General features: G+C 42.7%; 12 protein-coding genes. All 12 read right to left on the bottom strand.

Annotation, left to right across the window (positions count from 1 at the left end; all coding sequences use genetic code 11):
• Positions 1 to 261: 261 nt before the first annotated feature.
• On the bottom strand, positions 262 to 1,101 hold the full coding sequence (locus K1J10_RS08660) for a thymidylate synthase (RefSeq protein ID WP_223356846.1): 840 nt from the start codon (positions 1,099 to 1,101) through the stop codon (positions 262 to 264).
• 365 nt (positions 1,102 to 1,466) lie between these two features.
• Positions 1,467 to 2,426 carry an ROK family glucokinase gene (locus K1J10_RS08655; RefSeq protein WP_195323895.1) on the bottom strand — a complete coding sequence of 320 codons (960 nt, stop codon included), beginning with the start codon at positions 2,424 to 2,426 and terminating at the stop codon, positions 1,467 to 1,469.
• A 135-nt stretch (positions 2,427 to 2,561) separates the two neighbouring features.
• Positions 2,562 to 3,092: a DUF308 domain-containing protein gene (locus tag K1J10_RS08650; protein WP_061564008.1), complete on the bottom strand. Its 531-nt coding sequence runs from the start codon at positions 3,090 to 3,092 to the stop codon at positions 2,562 to 2,564.
• A 10-nt stretch (positions 3,093 to 3,102) separates the two neighbouring features.
• On the bottom strand, positions 3,103 to 4,974 hold the full coding sequence (locus tag K1J10_RS08645; protein WP_223356845.1) for an ABC-F family ATP-binding cassette domain-containing protein: 1,872 nt from the start codon (positions 4,972 to 4,974) through the stop codon (positions 3,103 to 3,105).
• The gene (locus tag K1J10_RS08640; RefSeq protein ID WP_223356843.1) at positions 4,971 to 6,191 is read right to left on the bottom strand and encodes a CCA tRNA nucleotidyltransferase; all 1,221 of its coding nucleotides are present in this window, start codon (positions 6,189 to 6,191) and stop codon (positions 4,971 to 4,973) included. The genes K1J10_RS08645 and K1J10_RS08640 overlap by 4 nt, the downstream gene beginning before the upstream one ends.
• The gene (gene dapB, locus K1J10_RS08635) at positions 6,188 to 6,955 is read right to left on the bottom strand and encodes a 4-hydroxy-tetrahydrodipicolinate reductase (protein WP_048716094.1); all 768 of its coding nucleotides are present in this window, start codon (positions 6,953 to 6,955) and stop codon (positions 6,188 to 6,190) included. The genes K1J10_RS08640 and dapB overlap by 4 nt, the downstream gene beginning before the upstream one ends.
• Before the next feature lie 9 nt (positions 6,956 to 6,964).
• Positions 6,965 to 7,813, bottom strand: coding sequence for a DegV family protein (locus K1J10_RS08630; RefSeq protein ID WP_223356841.1), 849 nt, complete (start codon positions 7,811 to 7,813; stop codon positions 6,965 to 6,967).
• Positions 7,814 to 7,816: 3 nt separating this feature from the next.
• A complete protein-coding gene (locus K1J10_RS08625; protein ID WP_006596301.1) occupies positions 7,817 to 8,191 on the bottom strand; it encodes a DUF1149 family protein in 375 nt (124 codons plus the stop codon).
• Positions 8,192 to 8,488: 297 nt separating this feature from the next.
• A complete protein-coding gene (locus K1J10_RS08620; RefSeq protein WP_223356839.1) occupies positions 8,489 to 10,456 on the bottom strand; it encodes a PTS fructose transporter subunit IIABC in 1,968 nt (655 codons plus the stop codon).
• On the bottom strand, positions 10,453 to 11,364 hold the full coding sequence (gene pfkB, locus K1J10_RS08615) for a 1-phosphofructokinase (RefSeq protein ID WP_049472531.1): 912 nt from the start codon (positions 11,362 to 11,364) through the stop codon (positions 10,453 to 10,455). Before pfkB ends, K1J10_RS08620 begins: the two co-directional genes overlap by 4 nt.
• On the bottom strand, positions 11,361 to 12,104 hold the full coding sequence (locus K1J10_RS08610; protein WP_223356837.1) for a DeoR/GlpR family DNA-binding transcription regulator: 744 nt from the start codon (positions 12,102 to 12,104) through the stop codon (positions 11,361 to 11,363). The genes pfkB and K1J10_RS08610 overlap by 4 nt, the downstream gene beginning before the upstream one ends.
• 419 nt (positions 12,105 to 12,523) lie before the next feature.
• The gene (locus K1J10_RS08605; RefSeq protein ID WP_223356835.1) at positions 12,524 to 14,443 is read right to left on the bottom strand and encodes a CAP domain-containing protein; all 1,920 of its coding nucleotides are present in this window, start codon (positions 14,441 to 14,443) and stop codon (positions 12,524 to 12,526) included.
• Positions 14,444 to 14,545 lie beyond the last annotated feature (102 nt).

The following is a 14,545-nucleotide window of genomic DNA, read 5'->3' as shown; positions in this document are numbered from 1 at the left end:
AGCTAGCTCAAACAGCTGGAAGAACACTCGCTTAATCAGAGGAATGACTTTGTTGCACTTGACTTGACAATTGGGGACCTTAAATATTCTATCAGATTAATTTAAAATATCAAAACGAAATGTCTTGAAAAACAAGTCATTTTTTAAAAATTTGATGATATTACTAACCGGTAGATTTTAAAAATAGGAAGTAGGATTCATTTTTATGAAAAACGACAAACTTTCTTCCTAATTATATAGTGTTTGTGCTAAGTAGCATTTCTAAATTGCCAAATCAAACTTCAACTGAGGTTTGACAGGATCATAGTCCTCCAGTACAAAATCCTCAGCTTTGATTCCGAAGAAATTAGTGCCATCTGGAACATTCAAGACCAGACGAGGCTGGCAATCAGAGGGCTCACGCCGGAGCAATTCCTCTGCCTGTTCGAATTGGTTATCATAGATGTGGAGATTGTTGATGAAGTAAAAGAACTTGCCAACCTTCCAGCCAAAGTGCTTGGCAATCATCATCTGAAGGGCCACATACTGCATGGCATTTATATGGTGCGCTACCAACATATCATTCGAACGTTGGGTCAGAGTTGCATCCAGATAGATTTCCCCATCAACACGCCGAACATCAAACATGGTTTGAAAAGCACAAGGCAGGAGCCCTTCTGACTCTTCAAAAGCTTGGTAATCCCAGAGGGAAATGATATTGCGACGATTCCAAGGATTGGCTTCCAGCTGTTTGAGAATCTTGTTGATGATGTCGTGCTTTTTAACGACAGCACCATAGCGTTCACCAATCGTTCCCGTGTCTCCCACTTCCCAATCATTCCAGTAGCGGACCTGGTACTTATCATTTAGGAGCTCCAAACTATTGGACTGATCCTGGTAGATCCAGAGCATTTCCTTGATGGCGGACTTTATGGCAATAGGACGAAGAGTCGTAATCGGGAACTCGCCCTTGGCCAAATCAAACTCCATAAAAGCCCCAGTGATGTACTTGGAGTTGGCGGTTGTGCCATCCTTGTACTTGGGGCGAGCTTGCTCAGACCAGACGCCTTCTTCCATAATTCTTCGAATATTTTCTTTAAAAAGGATATCTGCTTTTGTCATTCAATCTCCTTAAATACTGTAATACCTACATTATAACACAGTATAAATAAAAAGGAAGTGGGAAAGAACTTCTTACTATAAATAGAGTTGAAAAGGTTCCCCAAACCTTTTCAATCTTCCCACCCCCGTATAGCTCCAACAGTCTGGGAGACTGTTGGAGGTTGCGAATAAAGGAAACATTGTTTCCGTCATCAAAGCTCATCTTTGAAGCTTAAAAAGCGTACAAAGACTTAGGACACTTGTTTCGCAAGTTCAATCCGCCACCTCAAAGCAGTGCTTTGAGCAATCAACCACTGCGTCTTGCTGCTATTACTATCAAACATCAAAGGCTGGACATTTTTTGCCCAGCCTCTTTCAAATAAATTCTATTGTAGGACAAGTGACGCAGCCCCAATAACTCCTGCATCATTTCCAAGATTAGCAAGCACCAATTGGGTTGACGTACGAACTTGTGGGAAGGTATTTTCATCAAAGACCTTTTGAACCCCATCCAGGAGGAATTGGCCTGCTGCTGATACACCACCACCAATGACAATGTTCGCTGGGTTCAAGACGCTAGCGATGTTGGCACAAGCGATACCGAGGTATTGAGAGAAATGACGGTAGACAATCAAGGCCAACTCATCTCCATCTTTAGCAAGATCAAAGACTGTCTTAGCTGTAACTTCTTCACCATCATCAATGAGACGTTTCAAGGTCGCATCTCCTGCATATTCATCTGAATAGCGACGAGTCAAATTGACAATACCAGTCGCTGAAGCAACTGTTTCCAAGCAACCTTTCTTACCACAGGTACAATCAAACGGACGATCAAAGTCTACTGTGATATGGCCTAGCTCACCAGCTACACCACCAGCACCGTGCAAGAGTTTTCCTTCCGCAACGATACCGCCACCAACACCAGTTCCAAGTGTCATGAAGACGACATCTGGTTGATTTTCACCGGCACCTTTCCAGCGTTCCCCAAGGGCAGCTACGTTGGCATCATTATCGATGAAGAAAGGAATTCCCAAGGCAGATTCAATATCTTTCTTGATGGGTTGTACGGTTTTCCAGTTGAGGTTGTATGCTCCAACGACCGTTCCTTCGAAGCGATCCACTGCACCAGGAGAACCCATCCCAATTCCAATAAAATCTTCTGCGGATAAGTTTAACAACTCCAAGTGGTGTTTGATGGAAGCGATGATATCAGGAACGATGTGGCTTCCTTCGTCAAGGATGTTGGTCTTGATAGACCACTTCTCTTGAATCTCTCCTTCTTGCGTCAAAATGGCAAATTTGACAGATGTTCCGCCTAAGTCAATACCAATAATTTTTTTGGACATTTTACACTCCTTTGTTCCTATTCTCTTGACACTAGTATACCAAAATGTGAAAAGGGTTTCAATTGTTTTTCAAGAATTCTCTCAATTTCATTTACAAAAAAAGAACCTGTCTGCAAAAACACAGACAGGAGTTCTTTACTCCTCGTTATGAAGTTTTAAAAAGAGCCTCAAAGATTGGACCCCAATCACGAAGAAAAACAAGCCCAAAATATGCAAGAGGAAGATACTAATGGACAAAGGACTGACAATAAGAAATAAACCTATAAACAGCTCAATCAGGCCCCAAAAAGTAAACTTCTTGGACAATTCTTCAGATCGTTTGGATAGGTAATGGGCCTTTTTCAAACTCAAGGCAGACTTATACAAGAGCCAAATACCGAGTGTGATCGGAAAGACAATTGGCAAGGTCTTGTAGCCATATAGCAAGAGATAGACTGCAAAGACCAGCGAGACAGCACTCTGGAATAAATAAGGATCTGACAAGGTCGCTTGAGCCCGTAGACGATAGTAACGCGACAAACGCGAAACTGAAATCAAGAAAAAGCCCAGAGAAATCAACCAACTAAAGGTGGCAATTTTTTCGATTGGATTTACAAAAAGAACAAAACCAATGCCACAGAATAAAAATGATGACAGCAAAAGACTGTATTTACTAATATGGTGCATCCTTCCTCCTTTAGTTTTCTGCCAACTCACTCAAGTACTCATAGCGTTCGTACTTGGATATGAGTCGCTCGTTTTCTTCATCCATCTGACGCTGGAGACTGGCCAACTTACCGAAGTCAGAACCATTCTCATTCATCTCATCCTCGATGGTCGCAATCTTGTTTTCAATCTCTTCGATCTCATTCTCAATAATCGCCCACTCCTGCTTTTCCTGGTAGCTCATCCGTTTCTTTTCTTCTCGGACTTTGACCACCTTTTCTTTTTCAGGCTTGCTACTTTCAGCAACCATTTCTAGCTCAAACTTTTTCTCATCTAGGTAATCCGTATAATTCCCAAAGAATTCACGAACGCCACCATTTTCAAAAGCTAGAATCTTAGAAGCAACCTTGTCTAGGAAATAACGGTCATGACTAACCGTGATGACCGGACCGCCGAATCCTTGTAGGAAGTTCTCTAACACTGTCAAGGTCGCGATATCCAAATCATTGGTTGGCTCATCCAAGAGCAAGACATTTGGTTTTTCGATGAGGAGCTTCAAGAGATACAAGCGTTTCTTCTCACCACCGGATAGTTTCTCAATCAAAGTGCCGTGGGTCGAACGAGGGAAGAGAAATTGCTCCAACAATTCGGCAATTGATGTAGTCCCTGCGCTGGTCTTGACTTCTTCCGCAACTTCTTGCAGGAAGTTAATCATCCGCTTGTTTTCATCCAAGCCTTCGATCTGCTGGGAGAAGTAGGCAATCCGTACCGTTTCTCCGATAATGACCTTCCCAGCAGTCGGTTGAAGTTTTCCAGCAATGAGGTTGAGCAAGGTTGACTTCCCGACTCCATTATCTCCTACAATACCAATTCGATCCTTGTTTTGAACCAAAAGATTAAACTGCTGCAGAATCGGTCCTTGATCATAGGCGAAATCGACATCTTGAAATTCAATGACTTTCTTACCGATTCGACTGGTTTCAAAGGACATTTCTAGATCTGTTTCTGTAACCTGGTGAGATAGGTCCTTTTTGAGGTCGTGGAAACGATTGATCCGAGCCTGTTGCTTGGTAGCACGCGCCTGCGGTTGGCGACGCATCCAGGTCAGTTCTTGCTTATAGAGTTGTTGCTTCTTGTGAAGAAGAGCCGCATCCCGTTCGTCCTGCTCAGCTTTTAAGCGAACGTAATCCTGATAATTTCCTTGGTATTCGATTAGACCGCCACGATCCAATTCGAAAATACGAGTCGAAATATTGTCCAAGAAATAACGGTCATGGGTGATGAAAAGTACGGTTTTCTTAGAGTTCTTCAAGAAGTTAGTCAACCATTCGATGGTATCAATATCCAGATGGTTGGTCGGCTCATCTAACAGCAACAAATCATGGTCTCCCAAGAGAACCTGTGCTAGCTGGACACGGCGTCGCAGTCCACCAGACAAACTCCCCACCTTAGCAGACAAATCCTGAATCCCCAGCTTGGTCAGGACTGTTTTGACTTGGCTTTCGATTTCCCAAGCATTGAGAGAGTCCATCTCCGCCATGACTTTTTCCAGTTTCGCTTGCTGACTTTCATCGTACTGGCTCGTCAACAATTCATACTGACGAATCAATTGGAGCTCTTTCACATCCTCTGACAAGACTGTATCAAGGACAGTTTTGCTATCATCAAATTGAGGTTCTTGGGTCAGATAACCAATCTTATAGTCATTCTTTGCAGAAAAAGGAGAACGATCTCCGTCATAGCCTGCACGACCCGACAAAACATCTAAGAGAGTTGTTTTCCCTGTCCCATTGACCCCGATTAGTCCAATCCGATCCAGCTCATGAATGATAAAAGAAATATCTTTAAAGACCGTCTTATCCCCGACGGACTTGGTTAATTTTTCAACGATAAAATCGCTCATACTTCCCCCTTTTTGGCTTCAAGATAGCGGCTCAAAAAATCTCCAATCGCTTGTTTGTCATTCTCTAATTCACCATTTACAATGGCCCATTCAATGGCAGAAAGCACTTGTCCTAGACCTGGACCTGGTTTTAAGCCGTATTCCTTCATCAACATCCCACCGTTGACCACGATTTCGTGCTTATCATGGATAGCCAGAGAATCATACAATTCTTCGATGATTTGGAAGTCTACGGACAATCCATGAGCCTGACGCAGTTCTTCCGCTGACAAGAGAAGGCTACGGTCATAGCGATAGACATCCCGACGATTTAAACTAGCCTTTTCACGCAAACGGTAGATTTCAACCAACTGCTCCACCTTCTTAGCGAAGTCACGAGAGGTTTTCCATTTCTTGAAAAAAGCAGAGACCTTATTCTCATCTAAGGTCAAGAGTAAGGCAGCCCAAGCTTGCTCGGAACTCGTAAAGGTATAGTCCATGGACAGCTGGAACAGTTTCTCTAGTGACGATTGGCTATTTTGTAAGAGAGGGAGGTACTGATAGCTTTGGCTAGCAATCACACCCTCTAAGCCCTTGCGCCAATAAGGAGCTAAGAGGAGCTTATCCAACTCAATAAAGACGCGTTCGACAGAGATTTTCTCCAACAAGGGAGCGCAATCTGTCATGGCCTTAAAGGTTGCTTCTTCTAGATCAAAACCAAGACTGGCCTGAAACCGAAAACCACGCATGATCCGAAGAGCATCTTCGTTAAAGCGTTCTGTCGCTACACCAACAGCGCGCAAAATTCGGTTCTCCAAATCTTCCAGTCCATCAAAGAGGTCAATAACTTCCCCTTCTTCACTCAAGGCAAAGGCGTTGACGGTAAAATCGCGTCGCTTGAGATCTTCTTCTAAGGAACGGACAAAATTAACTGCACTGGGTCTTCGAAAGTCTACGTAGACATCCTCTGTCCGAAAAGTGGTAATTTCATATTCTTGATGATTCTCAAGAACCAGGACCGTCCCGTGTTCAATCCCGACATCAATGGTCCGCTCGAAAATAGCCTTGGTCTCTTCCGGGTAAGAGGAAGAAGCGATGTCTACATCGTGGATGGGACGACCTAAAATAGCATCCCGTACAGAGCCCCCGACGAAATAAGCTTCATATCCAGCTTTTCGAATCTTTTCTAATATTGGCAAAGCCTCCTGAAATTCAGAAGGCAGTTTTTTTAATCTCATAATAGATGTTCTAAACCATAGACAAGCTCATGACGCTTGACTACTTCTTTTACTCCTAGATTGACCCCTGTCATGAAGGACACCCGATCGTAGGAATCGTGGCGTAAGGTCAATCCTTCTCCTTGACTACCGAAAATCACTTCTTGATGGGCTACCAGACCAGGCAAACGAACCGAATGGATGTGCATGCCTTGGTAGTTGGCACCGCGAGCCCCTGGAAGACTCTCTTCTTCATCTGGCGCTCCCTGCTCTTGTGGTTGACGGACCTGACTGATCAGCTCAGCTGTCTTCACAGCAGTCCCACTCGGTGCATCCTTCTTCTTATCATGATGCAACTCGATAATCTCTACATTTGGGAAATACTTAGCTGCCTGCGCTGCAAATTGCATGAGCAAGACGGCCCCAATAGCAAAGTTTGGCGCGATAAGGCCTCCAAGATTCTTCTCACGAGACAATTCAATCAAATCAGTGATTTCTTCTGTTGTAAATCCAGTTGTCCCAACCACAGGAGCTAGTCCATGCTCCAAAGCAAAGCGGGTATGTTCATACGCCACTTTAGGGATGGTGAAGTCAATCCACACATCCGCATCCAGCGACAAAACCCCTTCTTTGTCATGAAAGACCGGAACACCCGCCAGCTCGTTTTCAGAAGCATGGGGATCAATCAAGCCAACTAGTTCAAGCTCCGGGTCTTCTAACACCATGTGATAAGCCGCTTGGCCCATCTTCCCTTTAAAACCTGCAATCACTACTTTAATTGGCATGTTTTCTCCTTATACTTTCGGTACAAAACTGATAGCAACACTGTGATTTCCTAAGTGCGTACCAATGACACTGCCAAAGGTCGCAAATGGAATCTCACCAGCAAAACCGTCTTGATGAAGAATATCGCGAAGCGTTTCTGCTTTATCCAGTGCATTCCCATGAATGATAATGATCTGATAGTCTTTATCCGCAGTTCCTTCTTTGACAATCTCAGCTAAGCGTTTGATGGCTTTTTTCTCAGTCCGGACTTTCTCGTATACCTCGATCACACCTTCCTCGTTAAAATAGAGGATGGGCTTGATACTGAGGAGATTCCCTAGAATCGCCGCTCCATTGGAGAGACGACCCCCTTTGACCAAATGGTTGAGATCATCGACCATGATGTAGGCAGAAGTCCCATCGATTTGTGTCTGGATGTTGGCTAAAATTTCATCAAAAGAACGACCTTCATCAGCCCATTTAACGGCTTCTTCAGCCATCCACCCAAGAGGGGCACTGGTAATCTTAGAATCTGGAAAAGCGATGGTCAGATTTGGGAATTCATCTTTCATATACTGGATATTCTGATAAAAACCAGAAATGCCAGAAGAAAGGAAAATCCCTAAAACATGGGTATAGCCTTTAGCCTCTAGTTGCGGCAAGAGTTCTTCTAATTCCGCGATACTAGGTTGGCTCGTTTTCGGAAGTTCAGAAGAAGCTTCCATCTTTTGATAGAACTCTTCTGCCGTCAGATTTTCACCTTCTACGTAAGATACTCCATCAATGACAACTGGAATATCTAGGACAAATAAATTATCGTGTCCTCTTGATTCATCTGATAGATAGGCAGAAGAATCTGTGATGACTGCTAATTTCATGCATTAAAACTCCAAATTAATCCCTGGTAAATCAAGGGCGATTTCAGTTACCTCATAGGTCAAACGATTCAGCATGTTCAAGCAAGGACGAGCTAGTTCTTCCACTTCTTCTTTGCTGAACTCACTTGGCTCGCTGACCAAACGATTGTGAATGTGGTTGATTTGGGTAATGGTCCCGCTGATAACAAAGCCATCAAAGACAATCATATAGGTCAAAATAACAATTAAAGAGGTTGTCTTTAACTCTGTATCGCGTTGAATCAATTGAAAGTTGACGTCTACTTTTGTCTCGGGAGTTCCATTTTCTTTTTCCCATTCAAAGTTACGAGCATCATAATGATACTGGCTGACGAATTCTTTTTCACGTTGGATATCCATACTTGTTCTCCTAAAAATAAGCGTTACGAAAATTATACCATAAATTAAATCAAGATTCTATTGCAGAACCATGTCTTTTCACACTGTTTTCTATCAGAGAATGAAGAAAAGAGAGTGGGACAGAAATCGGTAATTCGTTAGAATTCGATTTCGTCGTCCCACCTCCGCACAGTTGAGTAGGGCTGTATAAGCTGATGAAATCAGCGTAGTAGAGTCCACTCAACCACTGCGTCTTGCTCGATAATCAAAAGACAATTGAGAGGCTAGGACTTTTGTCCCAGCCTCTGTTAGATAAGATTAATTTTTAGGTTTGCGAAGCAATCCGAACAAGATACCACTTACGACAGCACCGATCAATACGAACAAGATGTAAAGAAGTGGATTTGATGTAAGGGCGATAACAAAGATTCCTCCGTGAGGAGCCATGAGTTTCAAACCTGCAAGACCAACAAGAGCACCTGTCAATGCTGAACCTGCGATGAAGCTAGGAATGGCACGAGCTGGGTCAGCTGCACCGAATGGAATGGCACCTTCTGTGATGAAGGAAAGACCCATAACGATGTTTGTCAAACCTGAATCGCGTTCTTCTTGTGTGAATTTATCTTTGAACAAGACAGTTGCTACGAATACTGCCAATGGAGGAACCATACCAGCTGCCATAACGGCTGCCATAACAATAGAACCACCTGAAGCAACAGATTCAGCAAGTGTACCTGTAGCAAATACATAAGCGGCTTTGTTAACTGGTCCACCCATATCGACAGCCATCATACCGCCGACGAGAAGTCCAAGAAGGACAGCTGAGCTACCTGACAAGCTTGAAAGGAAGTTGTTAAGACCAGTATTGATAGCAGCCATTGGAATATTGATGAGGAACATCAAGAATCCTGTCAAACCAACACCAAGTAATGGCAAAAGAAGGATTGAACGGATACCATCAAGAGAACGTGGAAGACCTGCAAGGGCTTTGCGAAGCAAGAGAACAACTCCACCTGCAAGGAAACCACCTACCAAAGCTCCAAGGAAACCTGATGATACGGCTGCTGGTAATTCACCTTTAGCAGCACCGTAGGCGATATTTCCAAATGCTGACCCTGAGCTAGCAATAGATCCAGCGATAAACCCTGCTACAAAACCAGGTTTTTCAGCGATTGAGAATCCAATGTAACCTGCAAGTACAGGAAGCATGAAGCCAAAGGCTACTCCACCAATTGTTTTAAATTGTGCTGCTAATACATGATAAGAACCAAGACTAGACAATTGATCTTGAGGAACACCAAGAACTTGGTCAATCAAGAAGGCAAGGGCGATCAAGATACCACCACCGATAACGAATGGAAGCATTTGAGAAACCCCACTCATCAAGTGTTTGTAGAAGGCTCCACCCAAGCTTAATTTTTCTTGGCTAGCGCTAGCTTGTGCAGCATTTTCAGCATGGAAGACTTCTGCTTTGCCATCCAAGATGGTTTGGATCAATTCTTCTGTCTGACGGATACCGGCTGCGACTGGTTTAGAGATCAATTTTTTACCATCGAAACGAGCGGTTTCAACTGCTTTATCCGCTGCAATGATGACCCCTTCAGCTTTTGCGATTTCTTCAGCTGTCAAGCGATTGCCGACACCAGATGCACCGTTGGTTTCAACGCGGACCGTAACACCCATTTCTTCCCCTTTTTTGATGAGGGCTTCTTCTGCCATGTAAGTGTGGGCGATACCAGTTGTACATGCTGTAACGGCAACGATGAGAGGTTTGTCAGATAAAGCTGCTTCTTTGACAGCTTCTGCTTTTTTCGCTTCTTCAACTGCAGCTTCTTGTTCTTCTGCATCAAAGGCAGCGATCACTTGATCAGGAGTGTTTGCTTGGCGAAGTTTGTCCGCAAATCCTGGTTTCATCAAATACTTAGACAATTCAGCAAGGGCTGCCAAGTGAGTGTCATTTGCTCCTTCTGGTGCGGCGATCATGAAGAACAAGTCTGTTGGTTGTCCATCAAGCGATGCATAGTCCACACCCTTATTTGATTTTGCGAACAAGACTGTTGCTTCTTTGACAGCTTCGTTTTTGCTGTGAGGCATAGCAATTCCATCACCCAAACCAGTTGAAGTTTGTGCTTCGCGGTTCATGATTCCAGTTTTAAAAGTTTCAAAATCTGTCACCACACCATTGTCAACGAGTGATTGGACCATTTCATTGATCACGCCCTCTTTATCTGTTGCCTGAAGGTCAAACAACATCACGTTTTTATTTAAAACGTCTTGAATTTTCATAGTTTTTCTACCTCTACTTTTTCATAAGTTTCTTTTATATAGTCAGCTGTCGCCAAATCATCTGAGAAGGTAGTCGCTGTTCCACAAGCCACGCCCCATTTGAAGGCTTCGATGACATCTCCTGTTGTTGCGAGCTTCCCAGTGAAGCCAGCTACCATGGAATCTCCAGCCCCGACAGAGTTCTTCACTTGACCTTTGATTGGTTTTGCAAAGTAAGTACCGCTTGGACTGACAAGGAGAGCACCATCACCCGCCATAGAAATAATGACGTTTTGTGCACCCTTGGCCAAGATTTCTTTGGCGTAGCGTTCAATTTCTGGCAATTCCGTCAAGGTAACGCCAAAAATATCTCCCAACTCATGGTTGTTTGGTTTGACCAATTGGGGATTGAACTCCAAGGAATCAATCAAGGTTTGCCCTTCAAAGTCACAAACGACTTGCGCACCTGTCGCACGAGTTGCTGCGATCAATTGTTTGTAAACAGCATTCCCAAGTGAAGATGGGGCAGATCCTGCAAAGACTACCACATCATCTGCTGTTAAGCTCGATAAGATGTTGAGCAATTCTTGCAACTGAGCTTCCGTCACTTCTGGACCATTCCCATTGATCTCTGTTTCCTCATCGGCTTTGATCTTGACATTGATCCGTGTATCTTGGTCCACTGTCACAAAGTTGGTTGAAATAGCTTCGCTGGTCAGTACGTCTTCAATGAAGCGTCCTGTGAAACCACCGATAAATCCAGTCGCTGTGTTCTCGATATCGAGACGCTTTAAGACACGACTGACATTGATTCCTTTACCACCGGCGAATTTATCTTCCGAAGCCATCCGATTGACCGCCCCTGTCTCTACATGATCGAGACGGACGATGTAATCAATCGCTGGATTTAATGTAACTGTATAAATCAAACCTCAATAACCTCCGTTTTTTCTTTTAATTTAGAAAGGATTTCCGTATCTGAAGCATTGGTAATGATGGTTGCTTTCTTCACTGGAGCTACCTTAACAAAAGATGTCCGCCCAAGTTTTGACGAGTCTAGAAGAATGTAAGTATTCTTTGCATTCTCTAAAATGGCCCGTTTGACGGCCCCCTCTTCAAGATCCGGTGTGCTGTACGACTCTAGGTCGACGCCATTCATCCCAATAAAAGCTCGATCGAAACTTAACTGACCGATTTGATTCAAGGCCATCCCGCCGATGCTAGCGTCAGTCGAAGTTTTGACCATCCCCCCGATGATGACCGTCGGAATATCTCGATCCACTAAACTCGCTGCATGGTGAATGGAATTGGTCACAACTGTAACGGTTGGATTAGCCAATTCATGAACTAATAATTCATTGGTAGTTCCCGCATCGATAAAGACAACTTCAAAATCTTTGATCAATTCAGCTGCTTTTTTTGCAATAGCAGTTTTTTCTTGCACGTTTTTGATTGCTTTATCTTTATTGCTTTCTTCTTCCTGCAAGGAATGAAGACTTTCAGCCCCACCGTGAATCCGTCTTAGTTTATTCTCAGCTTCTAATTCATCTAAATCGCGTCGAACCGTTGATTCTGAAGAGTTTAACTCTTGAACCAAATCTTCAATAGAGACGATCCGCTCTTTGATAACCTTTTCTAAAATGATGTGTTTTCGTTCAGATTTTAACATATAACCTCCTTTCGGAAACGATTACAAGGACTATTATACTCTCTTATCTTTCAAAGTCAAGCATTAAATATCATTTTCTTTCATTTTCTATCAATTTCTTTAAAATCGTCCATCATTCTCTCTTTAAATCTAGCTACTTAACGCTTGAACAAATTCCTAAAAACCTCAGCAGCAAATTTCTGACAGAACAAAAAAGAGGCTTGGACAAAAGTCCTAGCCTCTCAATTGTCTTTGGATTATCGAGCAAGACGCAGTGGTTGAGTGGGCTCTACTACGCTGATTTCATCAGCTTTTACAGCCCTACTCAACTGTGCGGAGGTGGGACAACGAAATCGAATTCTAACGAATTACCGATTTCTGTCCCACTCTCTTCTTTTATGTCATGTATACATTCTGGAAATGTTTATCCAGAGCAAACATTATTTATAATTATAAGCCCAGTAATAGTAACCATCTCCATTTACAACTGCTGCTACAGCTCCTTCAGTTGCGTTTGGATCTAGTAACAATTCACGCAAGCCACTGTTGAACCATTTCGTTGCCACAGTTGCTGGGTCTTCTTCACGACGAGCTACGAAGCCTGTGCTATCATATTGTCTTGAGATTTGGTTTGCTTTTGGAAGAGAAAGATTGTTGTAGATATCATCAGACCAAGTCAATTCTTTCAAGCCTTGAGCTTTTCTTAGTTCATTGATTTTAGCAAACGCTTCTTTGGCCTTATCTAAAGAAATATAGTTGGTATCGTCTGTTGCTTCAACACGGAATACGAATTTCACATAACCAAATTCAACGTCTTTGTATTCTTTTTCGTCGACACCACTCTTCAAGTTAGCAATCAAGACATAGTCTTTTGCCCAAGGATTTTCTTTTGATTGTTCAAAGAGTTCAGGATCTTCAATTTCCCACTCTACTTTACAATCCCAACCCGCGTTGTCAATGAACTTAGGATTCATTTTTTCAATGACATAGTTCTTAAATTCTTCGACGTTTTTGAACGGTAACGGTTTGCCGGCTTTGACTGTTTCTACTACATTGGTAGAGTATAGTTTCACACTTGAGTCACGATCGCTGTAAGCATACTCGTCATCTTTGGCATCTTCGTGGAATTTTGGATCGATGACAGGATCATTTGGATCTGTCATTCCTTGAAGTTTCCATTTACCATCAATCCACTTCCAGTATGCAGAATATCCTGTAGCTTCTGTGTCAGATGGAACATAGTAGTAATGGGTTGTACCATCAAAGTAATAGTTCTTATCGTTACGCAAAGCAGCTGATCCAGGCTTACCAGGTGGGTAGACCAACTTAGGTACACGACCATTTGGCGCCCAAGGAAGATGTTCCAATCCTTCCGCTGGTGTTTCAACATATGGTGGGATTTGGTTTTCACTTGGCTGGTCAGTTGTTACCAAACCGTCATTTCCAGGTACTTCTGGTTGAACTGGCTCTTCTGGTTTTGGCTCAGCTGGATTCTCAGTAGTTGGAGCGAATGGATCGAATTCACCATCTGCACCTACAAATGGCGGATTCTCAGGGAAGACCAAGTTACCTGTATCTTCAGGTGTAGCTGGTTCTGATGGTTCCACCGGTTGATCTGGTTTATCAGACGGATTTGGTTCCTCCGGTGTTGGTGTTGGAGTTGGTGTTGGAGTAGGTGTTGGTGTTGGAGTAGGTGTCGGAGTATCCGGCGTTACAGGATTTTCTGTTTCGCTAGAATTCTTCACAAATACCCAATTACCATTTTGATAGTAATAGTAATCCCCATTCTCTAATAAATAGTAATGGTAACCATTCTCATAAAGGTAATGAGGATCGTTGGCTAGATTATTTCTAGAGTTATTACGATTGGTCAACGGTAGCCATTGCCCATTGCGATAGATTCGGTAACTTCCATCACTCATGCGATAGTAGTGGTTGCCATTCCAGTAAATGTAATTCTCATCATGTGTGAGATTGTTGTAGCCATAGTAGTTGTTCCAATTGTTATAACCATAGTTATACCCATAATTGTAATTATTATAGCCGTAATTGTTATAACCATAGTAATAATCATAGTTATTATAGCCGTAGTTATAGTTGTAATTGTTATAACCATAGTTATACCCATAATTGTAATTATTATAGCCGTAATTGTTATAACCATAGTAATAATCATAGTTATTATAGCCGTAGTTATAGTTGTAATTGTTGTAACCATAACTTGGAGTATAGTAACTGTAGATATAACGACTGGTGTTCCAGCTATAGCTCTCAGCCTGAACATTCGACGCAGCAAATACTGGAACTGCTACAGCAGAGGCTAAGATAGCCCGAGTTACATATCTATATTTTTTATCCATATCAATAATCTCCATTAGAATAGTATTATATGATAAATTGTAAAATATAGTGCAACAAAAAAACTCATAGCGTTTCATTGGGGTAAACTGTAAGTATTCACA

Origin of the sequence: Streptococcus australis (assembly GCF_019930045.1) — a bacterium.
In the GTDB taxonomy this organism is placed as follows: Bacteria; Bacillota; Bacilli; order Lactobacillales; family Streptococcaceae; genus Streptococcus; species Streptococcus australis_D.
This window is presented reverse-complemented; position numbering and strand designations above follow the sequence as displayed.